Genomic DNA, 20,910 nt, shown 5'->3' with positions numbered 1-20,910 from the left:
CAGCCGCCGCGATTGACGGCGGGGCCCGCAGCGGATCATGGCTTGCTGGCTCCCTTGAGTTTGTCCACCAGCGTGCCGGCCTCTCCAGAGAGCAACTCGGCTCGCGCGTCGTTACCGGCGGAAACGGCGTTCCAGTAGTCGATCTTCAAGGCGACGTAACGCTGGCGCAGGACCAGGTGCTCGGCCTCCAGCGCCAGCCGACGCTGTTGCTCCGTGAGCAGCTCGACCTGTTCGGCCGCGGCGGACGGGCCCAGGCGCCCATTCGCGACGTACTGGCGCATGCCGCTCACGGACATCCCGGTGGCGGCGAGGCACGCCACCCACATGATCTGGTCGAGGTCCGCCTCGTCGTAGACGCGGTGACCGCTGCTCGCCCCGCGACCCACTGGCGCGATGACCCCGATGGACTCGTAATAGCGCAACGTGCTGGCCGGCAACCCGCTCAGCGCTGCAGCCTCCCTGATTGTGTACTCGTGCCGGGTGGTCACTGGGCTCATGTCCCCAACGCTAGGAACTTCAAGTACTTGAAGTCAAAGCTGGGAGATTGGTCTGCAACGAGCGGGAGAGGTATCGCTTGGGGCCACTGAGGTGGCTCATGGCGCTGGCGTACACCTTGCGGACCACCCGGTCTGGCGCAGCGAGTGGGCGTCCTGACGCCGTCCACCCATCGATACGGGTCCGAGGCGTCGTCCGTTTGACGGCGTATGTCCCGTGACACGGGTCACGGCGCGTCCAAGGGGCCGACGCGCCCTTACTACCTTGCCGCCAGGCCCCCCGCCTCGGTGAACCTCTGACCTCGGAGGTGGGGGTGCCGCCAACGCTATGCGGCAACCCGCGCCCCGTCTCAGGAGCTGGGGAAGGTGATTGCACGAACTGGGGCATCCGAGGACTCCGGCCCCACCAGACGCGCCATTTGACCTTTTGTTTACCTCACGCTGACCATCGCAATAGTGTTCGGGACGAGGCAGGCAGGGAGCCGGGGCGGGACCCGCTCTCTGAGCGGTCGGTCCGGTCACGAGGGGGCTCGGTGACCGGACGGACCCCTGTCGGCGTGGCGGGGCGGCGCGGAACACCGCGAGGCCTGCGCGCAGCCTGAGCCGGCCGGCCATGGCAATCCCCCAAGCCTCCAGCATGCAACCCCTCCCCTGCTTGGTATGACTCGCACCGCCTCCGTGGACACCTGTAACCATGCGCGCTCTCCGCTGATTGGTCGGTACCGCATGTTTTCCCGGCGCCGCGCACGTTCGCTGGAGACTCCGCCCTTGGGCGTGCTCACTCAGAGAGTGCTGTGAAGGTTCACTCGAAGCATCAGGTGGCACTCGCGTCCACGCCATCACCGTTGGACTCAACTCCAATAATGGCTCTGCGGGCGGACGGAGGCGCACTCACGCGTCGATGACCGGCGCGCCCCGCAATGGATCCAGGGCTCGGTGACGGATCAATCCCTCAACACCCTGAACGAAGGCGACGGCTCCGACGCCGATGATGGCCGACTGGATGCCTGAGAGGGCGATCGGCTCACCGTCTCCGTAGTCCAGAACCACGTGTTCCGCGGCGAGGTCCACCTGCAGGCCCACGACGCCGTTCCACCAAAGGGAGGTCCATCGTCCGTCGAACAGGCGACAGAGGAGTCGCTGGTCGCTGATCAGGACGTTAGCCCGCTGACCTTGCCCCCAGGCACCTGACGTCTGCATCCGAAGCCATACTTCGGTTGACCGATAGACGGTTTCATGGGGTGCCAAGACGACCCCCGCGTTCAAGTCGTCGAAGGCACATGAGGACGAGCCGCGGCCCAACTCAACGGCCAGGGCTCGCGCGTCGTCGTAGGCGGCGGTCCGTTTGTGCGCCAGCTGCGCCGACGCAGCGGCTACGCTCCGTGGGCTCACATCTGCACCCCTTCCTTCGTGATGCCCTGCTCAACAGGGTGCCCCAGGGTGCCGACATTCGCCCGTTCAGCGCGTGTGATGGCGAGCGCCCCTTCGACAGCGGCTTGAGCCAGGCGCCTCTGCGTCACTTGCTCAACGGATGGCGGCTCGGTCGTTCCGAGGACGGAGCGGTCGGTGATCCCCCAACGCTGCCGGTAGGCAGCCACGGTCGCCACTCTCAGCAGCCACTCATCGCACCGCAGGGGATCAGCGGGGCGCCGGCCGAGCTGCGCCGCCCATGGCTGGCGTTTCTCGACAGCGGCTTCCGCAGCGGCTCGGGCTCGCTCCTCGATGAGGCGAGCGCGATCATCGAGGCCGGACTGCAAGTCCGACTGAGCCGTGAAGATCGGTTTCGGAAACAGACCAGCAATCCGCTCCAAGTTCACCTGGCGCGAGCGATCAACGCTATGAATCCAATGGTCCACTCGACCATGGAGCACCGCCGTCGGGTCATCGGCGGTGGCCAGTGTCCGCCCTCCGACCAGACTCGGCAGATGACGCTCGACGTCCAGACCAAGTGCCTCCGCCTCACCCAGCGCGGCGAGCAACGGGCCGTACGCCTCGGACTCAGTTACGTCCAGGACGTCGTCATCAGTAGCGAGGGAACCGCGCACGAGGGCGTCGTACCGCTCACGCTGCGCGAGACCGGCAATCGTTTCGTACTCCGCCCACAACCTCGTGATGGAGTACTGCTCGGCCCATTCTGCGGCCATCGTCTCGGTGGCAGAAAGGTCCGCTCCGCGCGCCTCGAGGACCGTTCGGAGGACGTCACCGGCGTCACGTTCCATCGGAGTGCCGTGCTGGGTATCCATATCGGGGTCGTACATCGTGTCGACGTAGAGCCTGTTGGACTCACGACCCCTCGAGGCAGAGACGTACAAGACCTCTCGCTGGGTCGTCACCGATACGAACGCATGAGCAGTGTCGACGGTCCTACCCTGGGCTCGATGCGCCGTGGTGGCGTACCCAAGCTCGAGGTGCTCCCGCGCGTAGTCGGCGGGAAGGACAACCTGCCGGCCACACGGCATACCCATCCCGGTGGTGCGGGCAACGGTCACCGCACCGTCGGTGGCGACGGCCACCACGACCCATTGATCGCCGTTCTTGACCCACCCCCGGCCGCACGAGAGGCGCCTGTTGTTCTCCCTAGTGACCACAAGGTCTCCAACAGCGATGTGTGCGCTGCTGTTCGTATGTATGCCGTTTCGCGCGACCCGGCCTGCGGCTACGAGATCTGCTCGCGCCCGTTCGTTCAGGGCGGCGACGGTCTCCTTGTCCGAGGCGATCATCAGCGAGCGGTGACCAGCCGCGACGTCCTCGCGCCACGCGGCATACATCAGATCGAGCATCGACTCGCGGTCGCCGCCCTCGACACGGTCCTGGGACTGATAGTCGTCCACGGCCTCCAACCGTCCGATCCTCAGGTTCACTGATGCCGTCTTTTCCCACTGGTTGACGAACCTGCGAACGTCGGTCAGCTCGGGCACGACGTCACGGTCGCGGGCGAGCAGGTGGAATGCTCCGCCTGCCTCGACAGGACTGAGCTGCGCCCAGTCTCCGACGAGAACGACTTTCGCCCCGGCGTTCTGCGCCGACTCCGTGAGTGTGTCCAGACCGAAGGTGCCTGCGAGGGATGCCTCGTCCACGATCACGAGCTGGCCTGGATGTAGCCGCCACTGCACCACCTCGGCCGTGAGCTCGTCGATACGCCTGCGCAGGACCGCGGTGCGCATCGACGGTCCCTGACGGTGTGCCTTGGCCCGGAGACGGTCGATCTCGGCAAGCCGTTCCGCCTCGCGCGCGTGCTCGGTGAGCCACTTGCTTGTGTTCTCCGTAGGGAGCCCACACTCCTGGGCCAGGACCTTCGCGGCCGCCGCGGAGGGGGCAAGACCGATCACGGAGCCAGCGCCGAATGCCTTCTCCCACACGGTCCGTAGTCCGGACATGCTGGTGGACTTGCCGGTGCCAGCAGGTCCCACGAGGAGGTCGAGGGGGCGGCCAGATGTCGCGATCTGTTCGACCGCGCGGGCTTGGTCTGCGGATAGCGGGTGCGCTCGGCCAGGCAAGTTGGCTTCGGCCACATCGGCGACCTCTCGTATGCCGGTGCGTGGTCCATCGGCGCGCCGGCTCGCCTCCAGAAGTCTCGCCTCCGCCTCCAGCAGAGCCTGCGTCGTGTAGACCTCGTGCCCGCGAGCGCGAAAGCGTGAAGTCCCATCCGATCTGGTGAAGGGTGTTGGCGTGTGCGCCAGATCCGGGGCCCTGAGGGACAGCGACTCGTTCAATGCGAGGCCCACGGTGCGCTCGACTACGGCCATCCGGTCGTTGGGGCTGGCGAATCGAACACCGTGTACCTGCCGCAGAACTTCGGCGAAGACGTTGGCCTGGGAGAAGGTCGCCCGCTTGGTCGCGACTGTGTCGACGGCGATGGAGGCAACCTCGGCGAGCATCTCGTTGGTGAGGTCGTCGCCGCGCAGCAGTGGTAGGTCGTTCCTCTCCCCCAGGCTGTTGACCCACGGGACCGGCTCGGCCTCGAGGACGCTCTGGGCCCTTGCGCGCCAAGCCCTGACGAGTTCGGCCAAGGGTTGGACGTGCTTGTCCGGCCGGGTCTCCAAGGTGGCGCGTTGGCGGAGCCGCAGCATCTCCCGACTGCTGGGTCCGCGCCCGTGGGCCTCCACGAAGGCAGGGATGAGCTTGTCGGTGGCGGCTTCGATGGCCGACGAACGCCTGGAGAATTCCCTTTGCAGGGCTTCAGGCACGCCAGCCACCTCGTACTTGGGGACCGGCGAATGGGCTCGGCGGGTGGGGTCCCATCCCCAGCCCAGGGCTTCGGTCAGCAGATCGGAGAGGACGCCGTTGTACAACTCGGAGAGCCCAACGGCGGAGCGGAACAGTGCTCGGGAGTCGAGCGTCCGCCAGGTCCCGTCTCGGCCCTGCACCCGGTTCATCACGACGACGTGTGTGTGCAGTTGCGGGTCGCCCGCCCGTGAGTCCCAGTGGTCGAACGCCGCGCCTACGATCCCGCGGACGTCATCCTGGACGACGCCGTTCTTCCCCGACCGGGAGCTGAAGACGCTCCGCTCGGCATAGGCCACGACGTAGGCAAGGGCCTCCTGATGCGCGTCGTAGATGACGCCCTGCGTCCCGGCGTCCGCGAGGGCCCACGTGACGCTCACGCTCTTGGGTGCGCTGAAGGTGAGGTCGAATCCTGCGACTGCGCGGGACATTCTTGTCTCCGCGATGCGCTCGTCGCGCTTGATGTTGAGGACCGCTTCCTCCCGCTTCTTGCCACTGACCCCTACCAGCTCGCGAGCGATCCGGTTGGCCACCCGATCGCTGTATGAGGTGGCGGGTCGTCGCGGCGGACGGCCGAGCTGCTCACCAGTCAGGGGATCCTGCAGCATGCCGAGCATCCGGAAGAGGTGCTCCTCCGTGACCTGGCTGCCCGGCTTGACGCCGTTCCCACTATCGAGGCCTGCGAGACCCTCGCCGAGAAACCGCCCGGGCGGGGTGCCGGACTCCGCGTAGTAGCGAGTCAAAGCGGAGGCCTGCTGGGAGGCCCCGTCGCTCTGCGCGACCGAGCTCATCAGGTACTTGTAGCCACTGCCGAGCGTCATCCGGCGGATCGACATCGTCATCTGAGCGGTCCATTCCGTCGTCTCAATGCACGCCGTTTGCGGCGTTCCGTCGCACCGACTACCGCCGTCGCGATACACGCCGAGCGGGCCTTGGGGCCTCGGATGCCAGAGGTGTGGTGATGGAGAGGGCGCCATGGTGAAGCGTCAGGAAGCGGAGTGTCGCGTTGCGGACGGCTTTGCGAGGCCGGTCCATCGGACGGGCAGCCCGGAGACGGGGAAGAGTCAGGCCCGAAGACCGAAGGCAGCGGTGTACCGGACGAGGGGTAGACGACGCATCAAGTTGGACAACCGAAACCAGGAGCGTTGCCATGTCCCGTACCAACCGCAGGCCTTTGGACGAACGAGCTCGCCATCGACTTCGTGAGGCGCAGCAGAAGGAAAGCGAGGCGGTCGCCGCGGTCCATGCCGCCGACGCGGCAAAGGAAGCGGCACAAGCGAAGCTCGACGCCCTTGTTCGTCAGCACCATTCCCGAATCGAGACCGCGGAGGGGCTTCTCAACCTCGCCAAGGCGGAATTGGTGTCCGTATCCGGCATCGAACGGGCTGCGGCCCTCCTAGACCTGCCGGCGAAGGTGCTTCGGTCAGCCGTCCGTGCCGCCGACCGCACACGCGCGCCCGAGCCGGCCGAGAGGCCTACCGCATCGCCGTCCTAACGGGCAGTGGTCCACAGCCAAGAGGACTCCTGTGGTCGTTTGTCCTCCTTTGGCTATATTTCAAGGGTGTGTCCTCAGAGATCTCGAAGGGTCGCATCATGGCAAGCGGGGCGGTTGGAGAACGGATCGCGGCGTACCGGCGTCGTCGCGGCCTTAGTCAAGCCGCCCTGGCGGGCTTGGTCGGGCGCTCCGAGTCCTGGCTATCCCAAGTCGAGCGGGGCGTGCGTTCCGTTGACCGGCTGTCAGTCCTTCTGGACATGGCAAGGGTTCTGCACGTGGACGTCGAATCGCTCTCGGGACGGCCTTGGCAGTACGCGCCCAACGGCGGGGCATTCGGAACCGGGCTGGCCGAGCTGCGTACCTGCATGACGAGGTATGACCACATGCTCGGGGACTCGACACCCGCCGCCTTGACTCTTGCGGAGTTGCAGACCCAGGTGGTGGCGGTGCATCGCAGCTACCAGGCCGCTCACTACGAACAGGTCATCGGCGAGCTCCCGGCGCTGCTCGGGCAGGCGGAACGGCTACGTCTGGAACTCGCCCAGAGTCCCGACCAACGGGAAGGTCATCTGGTCTACGTGTCGGCGTATGCCGCGGCAGCGAAACTGGTGACCAAGCTGGGATCTGCCGATCTGGCGATCCTCGCCGCCGACCGTGCCGCGGCGGCCGCCTACACGGCTGAGTCCGACGTTGCATCCGGGATGGCGGCCTACCAAGTTGCCTGCGCCGTGCTGCGAGCGGAACAGCCTCAGGACGCCGAACACCTGGCCGTCGGCATGGCCGAGAAGCTGGAGCGCGGGGCGCGCTCCGACTCCCCCATCATCGTCTCGTTGTGCGGTGCGCTCTGGCTGATCGCTGCGGTCATCGCCGCGCGTCAGACCGAGAGGTGGACCGCCTGGGAGCGGATCGAACGAGCACAGCGGTTGGCCGACCTGCTGGGTGAAGACGGCAACCATGCCTGGACGGCATTCGGGCCGACCAACGTGGCGATACATCGAGTCTCGGTCGCGGCCGAGCTCGGCGACCCGGGCGAGGCGCTACGGGCGGCCGCGACCGTCGACTCGGAGCGACTCCCGTCCGGTCTGGCGAGCCGGCGGGCCCAAGTGCAGTTGGACTTGGCGTGGGCGCAGGCTCAACGCAAGCGCGATGCCGAAGCGACCCTGCATCTGCTCGATGCCGAGCGCGCGGCGCCGGAGGTCATCCGGCACAACGTCATCGCTCAGGAACTCGTGCGGGAGATGCTCGCGCGGGGAAAGAAGGCGCAGACACGATCACTGACTGACCTCGCCACGCGCGCCGGTCTGCTGCACTAAGAGCATGCCGTCGTGTCTGCTGGTCGTAACGGGTGCTCCCCTGGCGCGCCGCTGCTCCGAGATTGCCCATGCAGTTGGTGCGGCCGGCTGGCAGGTAGAGGTTGTCGCCACACCGTCCGCCGGCGCCTGGGTGGATGAAGGCACTGCCTCTGGCCTCAACTCCGCCCTTGGCCTTGGCGAACGGGCTTCGGCTGATCCCGACGTGGTCGTCGTCGCCCCCGCGACGTTCAACACGGTCGCGAAGCTGGCGACCGGTATTGCTGACACCTACGCGCACAGCCGATTGTGCGAAGCCTTAGGACAGCGGATCCCCATGGTGCTTGTGCCGATGATCAACAACAAACTCTGGGGGCATCCCGCGCTCGACGGGCACCTTCGCACGTTGGCCCAGGCGGGGGTCGCTCTCGTCGACTGTCAGTCCGGCGGACCGGAGCCGACGGCCGTTAGATCTGGAACGGGTGAGGAAATCGTCGAGCGTTTTGATCCAGCCTGGATCGTGGCTCGCCTGACCGATGTGGCCACCACCGGCTCGTCAATCGACTGACACGCGCGAGGGCGGCAGCGTGTCGCCTACTCGACCCAGACGTGGGCTGCGCGTTCCCACCGCAATGAGGGATGTGGTGCCGCCGGGTAGTCGCGCGCCCATCGGTACCAGTCGCGTTCGGACATGACCGTGATGGCCGACTCACCGTTGTCGGTCATCCGCACCGGACTCACAGCGCGCAGATCCGTCTCGAGGCGGTCGCCCACGACGACGACGCGAGCGCCCACCGGGTCGGGGTGGCCTTCGGCCGACTGAAGGCTCCGGAGCTCGGGCGAGTTGGGGTCCCTGTTGAGGTTGTCGATCCAGGACTCCCTGCCGACACCTAGGCCACCGACAGCCGGGCCTGAGTCGGTGTTGGGAGGCGGGGCCGAGATGTACTGCTCCACCCAGACGCGCGAGAGCCCGACGGCAAAGCGGTTGGTGCTCTCGGTGTCGCCGTAGTACTCGCGCTCCTCCTGGATCCACACGGCGGGTTCGTCGAGGCCACTCAAAGCCCCCACGACCTCGGACACGACCCGCAGGCCGTCCTTCCAGCCGTGCGCGAGCCAGTCGCCCTTCGGGGAGTGGCTCGTCATCAGGAAGCGTGCCCGCTTGCCCACCAAGGTTTCGCGGAGGTCGCGCGCTCGACGGATCAGGAGCGCCGGGACGCTCCCGACAGCAGTCGCCCGCGAGTCCGCCGCCAGGAGGCTAGCGAGTTCTTGGTCGAGTGGCTCTCGATCAGCCATGGCCGCCGCGGTGGGCTCCCGCGCCCGGGCCAGCGCCCCCGCCCGCAGCCACTTCTGGGCGGGCGACCAGGGCCAGTTGGGAGGCGAAGTACGGGTTCTTCAGGACGTCGTGCACGACCTCCACGGTCTTGCCGGTTCGCGGTGCGTGCACCATGCCTCCTTGGCCGTCGTAGATCCCGACGTGGTGGTAGCTGCCCGGAGGGTCGCCCGGGGAGCGGAAAAAGAGCAGGTCGCCGGCGCGCAGTTTGGAACCCGGTGGCACGTGCGGGAGGGCGGCTGCCTGGGCGTCGGTGACTCTCGGCAAGGTGAGTCCGGTGGCCTGGTGGTAGGCGTACTGGACGAGGGACGAGCAGTCGAACCCGACCGTGGCGCTGCCGGGCCCGAAACCTGTGCCGGCCCCTCCGATCCCGCCGCCGCCCCAGCTGTAGGGCTTCCCGAGCTCCTGCAGCGCCGATGCGACGACGTTCGAGCCCGGCGTCCCGTCACCGACGTAGTCGGCGGCGGTATAACAGCTGGCGGACAGCACGCTGGGATTGGCGACGATCTGTTGGGCCAGTGGTTCCCAGCGCGCGTAGGCGTCCGGGAACGCGCTGGCCTGGACCGCTTGGGCTGCGCGGGTGAGCGGCATCGACTGGAAGTCCTTGATCTGGAGGAGCCCCTTCTGGCCGCCTTTGCCGCCCTCGTAGAACATCCGCGCGGCTTTGGCCGGGTCGAGTCGGTCGGCTGCGGGCGCCCACGCCGAGCGCTGCTGGAACAGCCCGACGCTGTCCAGGTGGCCGGTGGGCAGGTTCTTGAGGCTCGACTCCTGGAGCGAGGTGGCCACGGCCACTACCCAGCCGTATGCCGGGACGCGCAACTGCCGCCCGACCGCCACGATGGTCTGGGCGTTGGCCAGCTGTTCCTGGGTCAGTCCCGCCGCTGGGGTTGCCGAGTTGCTCGCCAGCGTGGTGCAGGTGCCCGACCCGGTCACCGGGCTGGATTCGTTGCCACCAGCGGAGATGAGCAGTGTCAGCAGGCCGACGGACACTGCGCCCACCACGACGACGGGCAGGACCACCAGACCCATGCGAAGCAGGCGACGCAGCACGACCTTGCGCGCGACCTGCAGTCCTGCGGCGACGACCGGGGCGGGCATGTCAGCCTGCGGAGCCGGCGGTGGTAGCGCCGAGGGCCGGCGTGGGCGCGCCCGGTGGGGCGTCGTCGGGGGCCAGCGAGTCTGCCTTCCACGCCCCTGACTGCTGGACCAGCTCCACCGCGACCCGCCCGCCATCGGTCGGGACGCTGACCGTTGCGGTCCTGGCCTTGATCGCCCGGAGGGCCGCGTCGCCGGTGACCTTGGTTGCCGGCACCTGGGTGGGGTCGGTGCCGGCCATCGAGGACACCAGGTCTGCGGTGGCCCAGGGCTTCATCCCGGCCAGCCACTGCGACTCACCCTCGCCGGGCTTTGCCCATGCCGTCACGAGAGCGGTGGCCACGTCGACCGGGGATCCTTTGCTGGCCGGGGTCGCGGCTAAAGGGGCACTTGTCGTCGGCGCGGCGGTGGTCGCCGGACCGGAAGGTGGTGACGTCGCGGGCAGACTGGCCGCAGGGACCGTTGGCGCCGACGAAGGGCCGACGGCGCTCGAGGACGACGAGGAGTCCGCGCTCAGCGTGTCGGTCAGGCGACCTACCCCGGCGAGCAGCGCGAGGGTGGCGATCGTGGTGATGACGAGGTTGCGCCACGACCACAGGGGCCATCGCGCGGCTCGACTCAGCGAGGCCCCGGTCATTCCTCGGGCCGCCGCTGGACGCTGAGCACGGTGCGCTTGATGTAGGGGTCGTAGACCCGAGGGCCGACCCCGTCCGGTCGGACCTCGGTCTGCGAGTCGTGGGCCAGGTTCGGCAGCTCGCGGGCGTTCGTGGGGACCTGGTCCACGAGCACCCCTGTGACCAACGCCCCACGCGGCTGGGCGAATGACGGCGCCTCGCCCGCACGTGTCTCGGGGACGCTCGAGGCGAGGGCGTATGCCGGGTCGTCACGGCTATCGGCCCCGTCGCCTTCCACTGCCGCAGCCTCCCGGGCCACGGCCGAAGAGCGATTCCACTCATCGCGAGGAGCCTCGACGGCGCTGAGCTGCAGGTGTTGCGGGTAGGGCAAGGCTCGCTCGGCCGCGCCGACGGCGGGAAGCTGAGCAGGACGTCCAAATGCCTCGGCGGGAGGGTGAGTCACGTATCCGAAGGCAGGTGCTCGATCGCGCGCGGAGCCGGAACGCGCCGTCTGCTCCTGGCTTTCCCCGGTCAGGTCCTCGTTCGCGTCTCGGATTCCATGCTCGGTGGCGGACCGGCGCGAGAGGTAGTTCCACCCTTCGCGGCCGCCGCGTTTGAGCCACCGCGGCCCGCCGGACTGGCCGAGGATGCTGGAGAAGCTGAGCAGCGGGAAGAGCACCACGAACGCCGCCACCGTGGTGACGAGGCAGAGGACCAGGCCAAGGACGCCCATGCCTGTGTTGGTGGCTCGGGCCAGGACGGCGGAGATGACCGTCGTGTGGACCGCCGACCCGGCGGAGAAGGCGACCACGTTCACGACCGCGGCGCCACCCATGGAGAACACGCGGCGTACGACGGATGCCATAGGAGCCATCACACCGACGACCGCGACCGCGGGGAACAGCATGACTAGCAACCGCAGCATGACCAGGCCCGCGAAGAGGAAGATGTCGGCGACCAGTCGGAACAACAGGCTGAATGTAGACCCGAGCGCCACCATCAGGCCCGTGCCTGCGCGGCCGCCGGACTTGCCCTGCAGGTACCCGTAGGCGACAGGGTCGTCCTGCTGGACCTGGGTTGCGGTCTTCTTCCAGTTCTCGGCCTTCGTCTCGGCGATTCGCTTGCCCGCGGCCGGATCTTGTTCGGCCTGCTTGGCCTCCGCCCAGGTGAACGCGCTGGCCTTGAACAGGTCGGGGCCCCACTTCTTGGCCGCGGCCGAGTCTGTCGAACCAAGCTGGCCGCGGAGCCAGTTGTCGTACAGGACGCGGTCGACGACGAGGGCGCCTTGGGCGCGTGCCGGGTCCGAGGACGATGGGAGGTTGGTCAGGCCACTGACTCCGGCGTTGATGGAGGCGACGCTGGAGGAGACGGTGTGGTCGAAGAAGGTGGCGACGCGGGTGGGGTACTGCCCGATACCGGCCACGACGGCCAGGACGAGAAGCGCCCAGGCGGCCGAGGAGGTGACCGAGGAGAGCCGCCCGTTCATCGAGTAGAGGAGCAGCATCGCGCCAACCCCGACGAGCGCGGTGGCACCCCACGGGCTCCAGATCGAGTCGTGCAGCCGCTGAGTGACCCCGGCGACGACGTCGTCAAGTGGCGCCATGTACTGCTCCGGGTGGGCGACCTTGTTGTGCAACCCGTTGGAGGCGGCGGTGCCCCAGATGGCCGACGACATCAGGAAGTTGCCGGCGGCCGTGTCGATGCTGGCCTCGACGTCACGCATCCCACCACCGCAACCGAGGTCGTAGGTGTGCCAGCCGAGACCCGCGTAGCCGTACTGCTCGTACACGCTCGTCGACGGGTTCGCGACGAACGGGTCGAGAGGGTGAGGTGGGGTGGCCGGGCCAGGGTCGAGGAACCCGGTGATGCCATTCCCGGGTAGCTGCGCCGTCGGGGCGTCCTTGCAGTCCGGCACGCCCGGGATCATCGGGGACGCGTCGGCGCCACCGGCCAGGGCGACGAGCGCCCCGGCGACGATCGCGCCGATGGCGAGGACGCGGCATATCGCGACGCGAAGCGTATCCGTCATGTCAGGCGCTCTCGCGCTCATGGCCCTCGGGCAGGGCCACCCGAGCGGTCGCGCCCGACTCGATCTCCTCGCGGATGACCCGGTTGAGCGCCTTCTCCGGCTGCGCCGTGGTGTTGAGCGCGTCGAGCAGCTGCGGGTGCGCGGACAGGTCCATCCGCATCCGCTCGATGCCACCGGTGCCGTCGCTGAAGATGAACTCGCGCGAGCCGCGCCGGCCCTCACGGGTGGGGCGCGACAGGGTGCCGAAGATCGACTCGTAGCCCATGCCTTCGCGGATACCGGGCAGGAACCGCAGCGCGTCGCGCTGCGCGTCCTCTCCGGTGAGCCGGCCGATGAACGCGGCGGACACCAGGTTGGCGAGGTCGAGCTTGAGCAGGTCGGACGGGTTCTGGGAGGCCATCAGCACCCGGGTGTTGTGCTTGCGGGAGTCGCGGGCGGCGCGGTCGATGAACCGGCGGCCGGTGCTGAATGTGGACAGCGCCCACGCCTCGTCGATAAAGATTCCCTTGCGGGCGTTGATATCCCCGAAGTACATCCCGCGCTGCGTGAGCCACGCGGCCAGGTAGAGGACGCACATGGACAGCCGCTCGTCGAGGTCCTCACTGTTGGCGGTGGACTCGTCGGGCAGGGCGAGCCCGCGCAGGCTGTAGACCGTCAGCAGTGGGTCGGTGCGGTTGTAGTCCTGCAGGTAACCGGGCGGGAAAATGAGGCGGCCGTGGCTGGTCTTGCCCGCCTCGGTGAGGAAGTCGGCCATGTAGCCGGCGTGCCGCTGTAGGTCCGGGTCTCCGGTCAGGTTCCGGAGCTCCGTGACGACATCACTGGGGGAGGCGGTCTGCTTCGCGCTGACGGCTCCGACCGCGCGCATCAGCGCGACCTCGGTGAGCACATGCTCCTGGAGCTGTCGCGGCAGCATCGCCCGCAGAACGCTGGACGTGAGCAGGCGACGGGTCTCCTTCGCCTGGTCCTGGGCGGCCCGCCAGTCCAGGTCGGTCTCGTAGTGCTCGCGCCGGGGTTCGGCGATGACGCGGTAGGTCGACAGTGCCCCGGGCGGGGCATCGAGGAGGTCGATCGCCTGGGAGACGTCGGCCAGCTCGGGCAGACGGCAGAGGGCGGTCAACCGGCCGGAAGGGTCCAGCACCGTCCAAGGAACGCCCTGCAGGACGGTGCGGTAGATGATGTTGCCGCCCGCGGTGGACTTGCCACCACCCAGGCCGGCGCACAGCACGGCCAGTCCGGACTCCTCGCGGCGCTCGGTGGTCTCCCACGGCTCCCACGTGACCACGCGGGCGCTGGTGCCCGACGTCTCGCCGAGGTGGATGCCCACCCGGTCGCCGACCTTCGCCGTCGCGGCCGGGACGGCGGCTGCGAGGGTGGTCACCGGCATACGCCGCTTGTATGCCGTCGACGCCAGCTTCTCGCCCGGGATGAACTCGCGCGCCACGGCGTACTGGTCGGCAGGTCGGGCAATGGTGATCTGCGGGGTGTAGAGCTTGCGCAGCAGGCTCGCACGCTCGAGGGCTTCTTCCTCCGAGGCGCCGGAGACGGCGAGGCGGTACCAGCCGGTGGTGCGGGTCGACAGCCCGGAGAGGCCCATCGAGATCTCATCCTCGACACCGAGTGCCTTGTCGGCCTGGCGGTCGAGCGCGCCCGGGGCGGGCTCGTGGTGCTCGAGCTCGTAGTGGTCCTTCTGGGCGCGGATCTTCTGGATGTTGCGGCGCATCGCCATGCCGACCTTCGCGGAGTCGTCGACGGTGACGCGGGCCGACCACTCGACGGGGAACCCGAGTTGGTCGGTGCGCTGCATCCAGGGGATGCCGGCGGGGATCTCGAGGTCCGTCATCCGGCCGACGGACAGGATGCAGACGTGGCGCTCGACCCGCTGGTCCTCGTTCTCCCCGACGACGCGCAGCGTGCGGGCGTACGGTTCGGCGAACCACTGGACGTGGTCGGTGAACTCGTGGAGGTCCTCCTCCTCCCAGCGGCCGTCGTCGACCGCGCCCAAGGTCAGCGGTGCGGGCAGGCCGAGCGAGCAGGACCGGTGCAGTAGCCACTCGAGCTGCCGCGGGGTGACGGGGGCGCCGTCCATTCCCGGGGAAGCCATGATCTCGTCGGTGGCCCGGATGTGCTTGGACAGGGCCGCGACCTCACGGTCGGAGAAGGTCCCGGCCAACCCGCCGAGCGCCTTGTGCAGGCCCTTGCGTGCGGGGATCTCCACCCCGACGTAGACCTCCTTGTCGGCCATGCTCCGACCCGACAGGTGGTGCTGGTCGGTCATCAGGTAGTCGCGCCACACGGGGAGCGGAGCCGGGGCGTTCTGGTCGTGGGCCGAGGCCCACCGGCTCACCGGGTAGGGACGGGTCGTGACCCGGATGTGCAGGCTCCGCTTGACGAGCTGGGCGAACACGTCGGCGCCGTCAATGATGAGCTGCTCGCGAACACTGTCCGGACGGAACGACCAACCCTGAGCGTCGAGGAGGTACCAGGCGTAGATCTTGTCCGCGGTGACGGTGCAGTGGCCGCTGATCCGGCGCAGGGCCAGTCCTGCCTTGGCGCTCATGCCGCCACCTCCTGTGCCTGGCCGTCCTTGGGTGCGCGCCGGGTGGCTTTGCGTTGAGCCCGGCTCAGGCGCGTGGGGACAGCACGCACCCCGGCCGGCCGCAGGACGCCCACCGTCGGCTTGGTGCGCTGTCGTGGCGCGCCGACCTCGTGCGCGAAACCAGCGAGCGCCGAAGCCAGCGGGCGGTCGGCGTCGACGACGTTGAGGATCAGCCGCGTCAGGCCCACCGTGGCCAGCAGGCTGTAGGCCAGGCTGAAGAACCCGAGCCCGATGCCCAGCCGTCGTTCGATGACCTGGAGCACGACGAACACGAGCGCGCCTACGGCATACGCGACGTATCGCGCCCGGAAGGGAAGCGTTTTGTTCGGCGGGCCGAGCCAGACGGCGTTGACGTTGTAGATCTCGTCGTCGACAGGAAGTCGCATCCGATCAGCCCGTGACGAGCCCGGCCATCCACGCGCCGAGATTGTCTGCCTGCCCTGAGCTGGCGATGCCGAGCACCGCAAGTGCCACGATCACGCCGGCCACGACCTTCATGGCCTTGGCGTTGTCACCACGCTGGGCCAGCACGAAAAGCATCACGGCGATGAGCAGGAGCAGCAGGGGGATGACGTTGTCCTTGATCCATTCCTGCAGGCCGCCAGTGCTGGCCGCGGCGACAACTGCGGTGTTGAAGGTGTGCATGACTGGACCCCAATCGGTTGCGCGGACGTGTGCCCGCGCGACCATTGAGGCCCCAGTTGAGCCGGAAATCCACCCTAGGTCCCGATTGTGGACAGTTTCTTACGTTTTGTTTACCTTGCGTTCGGCAGGTGACTGGCCGAAGGCTGGTGACCACGACAGCGATGCGGCCGGCCGCTAGGCCTCCGCCAGAAGGACTGTCCAGGCCCTGAGTCGCGGCCCTGGCCGCGGGACCTGCGGCTCTGGCGGCGGTATGACGCGAGTCCGGCGTGGGTCGCCCGCACGGACCTGTTGGGGTCACCAGCGCGGCGCTCAGGCCGTGCACCTCTCCATCACCGCAGCCAATCTCGGGACTAGTTGGCTATTGCGTGATCCGGCGCCCACACGTGGCGAGTGACGCCTTGGTCTTCGTCGGCCGCGCGTTCGCCGAGCTCGATGGTGATGAGCTCGTCGCCTTCATACGCCGGGCTGAGTTCGAGGGCTAAGTAGTCGAAAAGTTCGCGATCGTGGACTGCAATGATGACTTGGCGGCCATTCCGTTTCGCCAGAAGTCGGATGAGGCCGGCGAACTGTGCGACGTGCACCTCGTCCATGGCTTGGACGGGGTCGTCGAAAACGAGGCACGGAACGATCGGTTCGACGGCGAGATGGAGGGCGAGGAACAGGGAGAGAGCTGCGGTGTTCAGATTGCCCGCAGACAGCATTATTTGAGGGGGGCCGCTCGCTTCCCCATTGCGGTCGGTGGTCTCCAACATGATGTTGAAAGTCCTCTTGGTGGCGCTAGGAATGCCGAACCTGGGGATGAATCCTTCGTTCGGGGCGAGCCTGGTGAACACGCTTTTCCAGACATCGTTGAGGGACTGCGTGAAGACACGGTGAACGATGGTGGCACGCGCCTGCGTCGCGGCTTGGTGGACGTCCTTCGCAACCACCTGACGGCGCTTCGCTTCAGCTAGGCGGTCATCCCAGTACTTCTTGTGTTCGGCGATGTCGGCGACGCGTTGCACAATTTCAGATTCGCGTTCCAGCGCGGCCCCTAGGCGACCCGCTTCGTTGTTTGCGTTCCGGTGTTGGTTGGCGGAGTCGGAGAGGCGGGCAACCTCGGTTCCGGCTCGGTCGAGCAGTTGGGCCCACGCCGTTTGGAACGAATCGACTGTTGAGGGCACCTTGACCTGGAGAAGGGCCGAGTATCTGGCCAGTTCGCCGCGGATGTAGCGCTCTTCTGACGAAGCCGTCTCAAGATTGTCAAGTTCTTGCTGAATGTCACGCAGGCGTCGATTGAGGTTATCGCCGGTGGACATCGCGGCTTCGATTCCGCCGATCTGGTCGGAGAGATTGGAAAGTCTCGCGTAACGCAGTTCGACGGCCTTCAGCTGATCGGTGGGCAGGAGGCCAGCCCTGAGTCGGGCGTACTCAACCTCCGCAAGCTCGACCGCCGCTACTGACTGGTCGCGCGCAATTCGAAGGTCGACAAGCTGTTCCCCATGAATGGTGAGCGCGGCCAGTTTCGTGTCGATGTGGGCCATGAGGCCGCCGGGGCCGACCTCAGTGAAGTTCCTGTCGCAAACCGGACAAATGTTGGTGTCGTCGATGACCGTGCGAAGAGTAGTCAAAGACTCGAGGAGTGCACTTGAGTGTTCGTGAGCAGTTGCGAGCTGGGCCTGAAGCCGGTCCAGCTCGACTCGGTCAGCCTCAAGTTGGGCGCTCACCGATTCCGCCCGCTCTCGGACGTTGGAGGCGTTCTCCAAGATTTGAAGGGCTTGATTGGTGGCTTGTTGGACGGCGAAGCGCGGCTGTCTGCGTAGATCGATGCCAGCCGCCTCGGCCGCGGCTTCCCACGCCCGGACCTTCACACCATCCGTGGCCTCCCACGCTTGCCTATCGGTAGTTGCAGCCGCCAACGCGGCGCGGACTTCCTGCATTCGTTGCATGCTCGGGCGTTCTGCCAGTGCAGTGATGCGTCCACCCAGTGCGATGAGCTCTCGGTGGAGTTTCGCGGCGGCCCCAGTTTCGGCCTGATTTCTGTCGTGGTTGAGGGCCGACCGGACTAACCCAAGCAGTTCGGCGTCGGCCATGTTGTCAGTCGTATCCGAGTGAAGTCCTTTGATGGAGGCACGGGTCGCCGTCCGCGCACTCGCGACCTCCTGTCGGGTTTCGACGCGCAGCGCACTCTGCTCCTCGAGTTGGATCGCCGCTGCTTTCGCCTCTCGGTCGGCTTCGTCGACGCCGACGGCGAGCCGTTTGAGTAGCCTGAAGTCGATTGCGTCGCTGAGCCCGTCGCGAAGTGCGTCGAGTTTCTCAAGACCGAGGAGTTCGTTCACGAACTCCTCGAGGGCTGTCTGTTCGTTGCCCTCCCGGGATTGGTAGAGGTCGAGCAGACGCCCTAGCGATGACTGATCCAGGTAGCACCGTTCGGCGTAGAACTTCGCGGCGGCCTCGCTAAACGATGGGGTGCCCTCCAAACGCGCGCCGTTCACGGTCAACGGGACTCCGGGGGACCCCGCTTGGAGGTAGTCGGCGACGTCGGCTCGAACGGTCGCGTATGCCTGCCCGAAGAACGGCAGGTGCGCCCGATAGCGGTCAGATTGTCGCTCCATGCTCCGAATGGCGCCGGTCAAGGCGAGCTCGAGCGCGGACAGGACGCTGGTCTTGCCTGTGCCATTCGGGCCGTGGATCAGGACGATGGGCGCATCGAAAGGCAGTTCGCGTGTGCCTTCGATGCGACGGAAGTCGGAAACCACCAGGCGCTGGATCGGGACCTCACTCATTGTCGTCCTCCACCTCGTCGGTCCAGCCTGCCCCTTCGTTCGCGTATCGCCGCAGCGCTTCTCGCACTGCGTCAGCTCCGTCAGTCGCTGCCCTGATGAGCGCGATGTGGTCCGATGTCGCCTTGAGGGGACCGAGCGCAGCCATGACTTCGTTGACGGGGTCACTGCCATGAACCAGGACTGCCCTTGGCAACTCGAGTGGCAGCAGGACCGCAACTGCTTCCTCAATTTCGGCCACATCGGGTGCGGTGGATGCGATCGGAAGGACGCGGGCATAGCGTTCCAGCTCGATCCTGGTAGCGGCAGCGACTTCGCCGACAAGTATGAGGCTCACGGGTCTGCGGGACGCTGCCAAGTCAAGAGAACGAGCCAATCCCGCTACAAGGCGTTGCAGGCGTACAGGGGGAACTTGGTCGGTCGCAACGAGAACCAAGTCGTGGGATGTGTGGGTGCCACGAGCCGCGGCCTCAAAGTCGAACTCCGTGCCGGCCACCGTCAAAGGCTTCGGAAGAGGTTCAAAACCGGCTCCCTCTAGAACGGCGACCACGTCATGGACACTTGTCATCAGAAGCCCCCCGCCATTTTGAATGACTCATAAAGGTCATCGACTGAGGCCGTGTCAGCGACGTTAGTAGCGACACTGAACCGCCCCGCGCTCGTCCTGCCATCACGACCGTAGCGAGACCTGGGCGACCGAGTCGACGCCTGGGGCTCCTCGTCGGCGACGACGAGCAGCACAGTTCCATCGCGTTCGTCGAACGAGCCGTCTAACTCAAGCCTCATCAAGGTCGTGGCATCCTTCACAAAGAACACCCGCGTATGCCGCTTGCTCGTGAGCAGACGGACCACACCGTCGCGAGGCTTCGCGCTATCTCCCGGCGCGGCCGACCAATCACCGGAGGAAAGTCCGCGACCGATCAAAGCCAGCGCGACGCCGAGTAGTCCGAACTGTTTTGCAGGAAAGTCCGCGCCGTGAACCGCCTGCGCAACGGGACGGTCCGACAGCGGTTCGTAGCGACGTTCACCAGCAGACGGCATGCGGCCGGTGCGAAAGACGGTCAGACCTAGGTTCGTCACGTCGACAAGCCGCGCGAGGAATTCCCTCTGATACTTCACAATCGCCGAGTGCTCAAGCGCCTCGAGGTTGGCGGGATCAGCTTGGAGGGCTGCCGCGTCACGCATGCTAAGCAGGTCTGTCTGCAACTGCTTCACCGCAGCCGGACCCCATGCGGTTCCCACGCCATGCTCAATCAAGTAGCTCAACTTGTCAGTGAGCGACCACAGGACCAGCGCCAGCAAGGTTGGTTTGCCGTATGAGCCTAAAAGTGCGGACTCCGCGATTGCACTGGCGTTCCCCTGGTGATCCGAGCCGTACGTGAGTCGAAGAAGATTCCGGTGATATGACTCTATGGACTCTTCACTGAGAACAACTGCGGGCGGCGATGCCGGCCACGCTCGAGCCAAGTCTTGGATGGCGGCCGCGAACACCGTATGGAGATTTGCGTCCTGCGCCGACAGACCAATCATCAGTGTTAACCGGTCCGTATATAGCACCTCAAGATGCTTGCGCATCGACTTGCTCTCTGGCTGCTCAGTCCAACCTGAAATCTGGGATTCTCGCGCGATGAGCAAGCTCCGATATTGGGCCTCGCCATCTCGGGCGCGCACCGCACAACCGTGGAACTTGACGACCTCGATGCGGGGTCCGGCGATGCGGAAATCGTCCGGCTTCACGGCGACCCGAACCAGGGAACCGAAGGCCGGCGTTAGTTCCTCCAGTGCCTTCTCAAGGAGTCCGTCCCAGTTCGCGGTCACCGCCGAGCCGACGAGCCCTTCGAGCATGAGGACCGCGATGCAATAGTGCTCAACATCGGGCTCAAGATCCGGTGACCCATAGGTGTTCGGGACGTCTAGACCCGCCCACACTAGGTAGTCATCAGGGCTCTCATCGCCCACGGGCACATCAAGAACGCGCGAGTAGTTCGTGACCAACGCTGAGATGATGCGGTCCCGAAGTGGCCAGCCGTCGATAGTGGTCGAGAAGTCGATGCTCTCCAGTTCTTCGCGGTTAAGGCCGGCTAGCCGCAATACCTCGTTGAGGGCGCTGCGGTAGGCGCAGCCCGCATCCTGCTGGACGAGGTTCGCCCGGAGGTGCTCCACGACGCGCTCAAGGAGTTTAGAGACACTCGGCACTCGCTCACGGGAGATCCCCGAGCCGAGCCACAGGACGTATTGGCCTTCATTGAACGCAGCTGCGAAGTCTGAAAACGTCGAGTCGAATCGATCGATGACAGCAGGCACCGTCCTCACTGGTTCAACCGTCATCTTCTGCCT

16 protein-coding genes and 1 pseudogene are annotated in these 20,910 nt (G+C 66.8%); 4 read left to right on the top strand and 13 right to left on the bottom strand.

The annotated features are described in order from the left end of the window. Nucleotides 1–35: 35 nt before the first annotated feature. From AC1DX8_RS01575 to mobF, 3 genes are all read right to left on the bottom strand, one after another. On the bottom strand, nucleotides 36–497 hold the full coding sequence (locus tag AC1DX8_RS01575; RefSeq protein WP_477628139.1) for a MerR family transcriptional regulator: 462 nt from the start codon (nucleotides 495–497) through the stop codon (nucleotides 36–38). A gap of 888 nt (nucleotides 498–1,385) precedes the next feature. After that, a complete protein-coding gene (locus AC1DX8_RS01570) occupies nucleotides 1,386–1,886 on the bottom strand; it encodes a hypothetical protein (protein WP_477628138.1) in 501 nt (166 codons plus the stop codon). Continuing rightward, nucleotides 1,883–5,560 carry a MobF family relaxase gene (mobF, locus tag AC1DX8_RS01565; RefSeq protein ID WP_477628137.1) on the bottom strand — a complete coding sequence of 1,226 codons (3,678 nt, stop codon included), beginning with the start codon at nucleotides 5,558–5,560 and terminating at the stop codon, nucleotides 1,883–1,885. Before mobF ends, AC1DX8_RS01570 begins: the two co-directional genes overlap by 4 nt. Nucleotides 5,561–5,868: 308 nt before the next feature. Here mobF and AC1DX8_RS01560 point away from each other — a divergent pair, with 308 nt between their 5' ends. The 4 genes and pseudogenes from AC1DX8_RS01560 to AC1DX8_RS01545 all read left to right on the top strand — a co-directional run bounded on the left by AC1DX8_RS01560 (nucleotide 5,869) and on the right by AC1DX8_RS01545 (nucleotide 8,070). Then, nucleotides 5,869–6,213: a hypothetical protein gene (locus AC1DX8_RS01560; RefSeq protein WP_477628136.1), complete on the top strand. Its 345-nt coding sequence runs from the start codon at nucleotides 5,869–5,871 to the stop codon at nucleotides 6,211–6,213. 98 nt (nucleotides 6,214–6,311) lie between these two features. After that, nucleotides 6,312–6,488 (top strand): annotated as a pseudogene (locus AC1DX8_RS01555) (helix-turn-helix domain-containing protein); the annotation flags it as partial. Beyond that, nucleotides 6,489–7,526: a hypothetical protein gene (locus tag AC1DX8_RS01550; RefSeq protein WP_477628233.1), complete on the top strand. Its 1,038-nt coding sequence runs from the start codon at nucleotides 6,489–6,491 to the stop codon at nucleotides 7,524–7,526. 4 nt (nucleotides 7,527–7,530) lie between these two features. Next, nucleotides 7,531–8,070: a flavoprotein gene (locus AC1DX8_RS01545; RefSeq protein ID WP_477628135.1), complete on the top strand. Its 540-nt coding sequence runs from the start codon at nucleotides 7,531–7,533 to the stop codon at nucleotides 8,068–8,070. Nucleotides 8,071–8,096: 26 nt separating this feature from the next. Here AC1DX8_RS01545 and AC1DX8_RS01540 read toward each other — a convergent pair whose 3' ends face one another. The 10 genes from AC1DX8_RS01540 to AC1DX8_RS01495 all read right to left on the bottom strand — a co-directional run bounded on the left by AC1DX8_RS01540 (nucleotide 8,097) and on the right by AC1DX8_RS01495 (nucleotide 20,877). Further along, nucleotides 8,097–8,645 (bottom strand): hypothetical protein, encoded by a 549-nt coding sequence (locus tag AC1DX8_RS01540; RefSeq protein ID WP_477628134.1) that lies wholly within the window; start codon nucleotides 8,643–8,645, stop codon nucleotides 8,097–8,099. Between the two features lie 142 nt (nucleotides 8,646–8,787). Then, nucleotides 8,788–9,930: a C40 family peptidase gene (locus AC1DX8_RS01535; RefSeq protein WP_477628133.1), complete on the bottom strand. Its 1,143-nt coding sequence runs from the start codon at nucleotides 9,928–9,930 to the stop codon at nucleotides 8,788–8,790. Between the two features lies 1 nt (nucleotide 9,931). Further along, a complete protein-coding gene (locus AC1DX8_RS01530) occupies nucleotides 9,932–10,270 on the bottom strand; it encodes a hypothetical protein (protein ID WP_477628132.1) in 339 nt (112 codons plus the stop codon). 290 nt (nucleotides 10,271–10,560) lie between these two features. Next, nucleotides 10,561–12,570, bottom strand: coding sequence for a hypothetical protein (locus AC1DX8_RS01525; protein WP_477628131.1), 2,010 nt, complete (start codon nucleotides 12,568–12,570; stop codon nucleotides 10,561–10,563). A 1-nt stretch (nucleotide 12,571) separates the two neighbouring features. Continuing rightward, complete coding sequence (locus tag AC1DX8_RS01520; protein WP_477628130.1) at nucleotides 12,572–15,127, bottom strand: ATP-binding protein; 2,556 nt, start codon at nucleotides 15,125–15,127, stop codon at nucleotides 12,572–12,574. After that, nucleotides 15,124–15,552 carry a hypothetical protein gene (locus AC1DX8_RS01515; RefSeq protein WP_477628129.1) on the bottom strand — a complete coding sequence of 143 codons (429 nt, stop codon included), beginning with the start codon at nucleotides 15,550–15,552 and terminating at the stop codon, nucleotides 15,124–15,126. The genes AC1DX8_RS01520 and AC1DX8_RS01515 overlap by 4 nt, the downstream gene beginning before the upstream one ends. A 4-nt stretch (nucleotides 15,553–15,556) precedes the next feature. Continuing rightward, nucleotides 15,557–15,811, bottom strand: a complete 255-nt coding sequence (locus AC1DX8_RS01510) for a hypothetical protein (RefSeq protein WP_477628128.1) — start codon at nucleotides 15,809–15,811, stop codon at nucleotides 15,557–15,559. Between the two features lie 350 nt (nucleotides 15,812–16,161). Further along, nucleotides 16,162–18,576 carry an AAA family ATPase gene (locus AC1DX8_RS01505; protein ID WP_477628127.1) on the bottom strand — a complete coding sequence of 805 codons (2,415 nt, stop codon included), beginning with the start codon at nucleotides 18,574–18,576 and terminating at the stop codon, nucleotides 16,162–16,164. Further along, a complete protein-coding gene (locus AC1DX8_RS01500) occupies nucleotides 18,569–18,910 on the bottom strand; it encodes a hypothetical protein (RefSeq protein WP_477628126.1) in 342 nt (113 codons plus the stop codon). The genes AC1DX8_RS01505 and AC1DX8_RS01500 overlap by 8 nt, the downstream gene beginning before the upstream one ends. A gap of 230 nt (nucleotides 18,911–19,140) precedes the next feature. Beyond that, nucleotides 19,141–20,877: an SIR2 family protein gene (locus AC1DX8_RS01495; RefSeq protein ID WP_477628125.1), complete on the bottom strand. Its 1,737-nt coding sequence runs from the start codon at nucleotides 20,875–20,877 to the stop codon at nucleotides 19,141–19,143. Nucleotides 20,878–20,910: the final 33 nt, after the last annotated feature.

This window comes from Pedococcus sp. P2_A3, assembly GCF_056405035.1.
Note: the sequence above shows the minus strand (reverse complement) of the source record. Positions and strands in the feature narration are given on the sequence as shown.

Bases quoted from the DNA above. Each gene is read 5' to 3' on its own strand.
- AC1DX8_RS01545 (WP_477628135.1), top strand. From the start codon at position 7,531: ATGCCGTCGTGTCTGCTGGTCGTAACGGGTGCTCCCCTGGCGCGCCGC.
- AC1DX8_RS01525 (WP_477628131.1), bottom strand. From the start codon at position 12,570: ATGACGGATACGCTTCGCGTCGCGATATGCCGCGTCCTCGCCATCGGC.
- AC1DX8_RS01540 (WP_477628134.1), bottom strand. From the start codon at position 8,645: ATGACGAGCCACTCCCCGAAGGGCGACTGGCTCGCGCACGGCTGGAAG.
- AC1DX8_RS01520 (WP_477628130.1), bottom strand. From the start codon at position 15,127: ATGAGCGCCAAGGCAGGACTGGCCCTGCGCCGGATCAGCGGCCACTGC.
- AC1DX8_RS01575 (WP_477628139.1), bottom strand. From the start codon at position 497: ATGAGCCCAGTGACCACCCGGCACGAGTACACAATCAGGGAGGCTGCA.
- AC1DX8_RS01560 (WP_477628136.1), top strand. From the start codon at position 5,869: ATGTCCCGTACCAACCGCAGGCCTTTGGACGAACGAGCTCGCCATCGA.
- AC1DX8_RS01515 (WP_477628129.1), bottom strand. From the start codon at position 15,552: ATGCGACTTCCTGTCGACGACGAGATCTACAACGTCAACGCCGTCTGG.
- AC1DX8_RS01505 (WP_477628127.1), bottom strand. From the start codon at position 18,576: ATGAGTGAGGTCCCGATCCAGCGCCTGGTGGTTTCCGACTTCCGTCGC.
- AC1DX8_RS01510 (WP_477628128.1), bottom strand. From the start codon at position 15,811: ATGCACACCTTCAACACCGCAGTTGTCGCCGCGGCCAGCACTGGCGGC.
- AC1DX8_RS01535 (WP_477628133.1), bottom strand. From the start codon at position 9,930: ATGCCCGCCCCGGTCGTCGCCGCAGGACTGCAGGTCGCGCGCAAGGTC.
- mobF (WP_477628137.1), bottom strand. From the start codon at position 5,560: ATGACGATGTCGATCCGCCGGATGACGCTCGGCAGTGGCTACAAGTAC.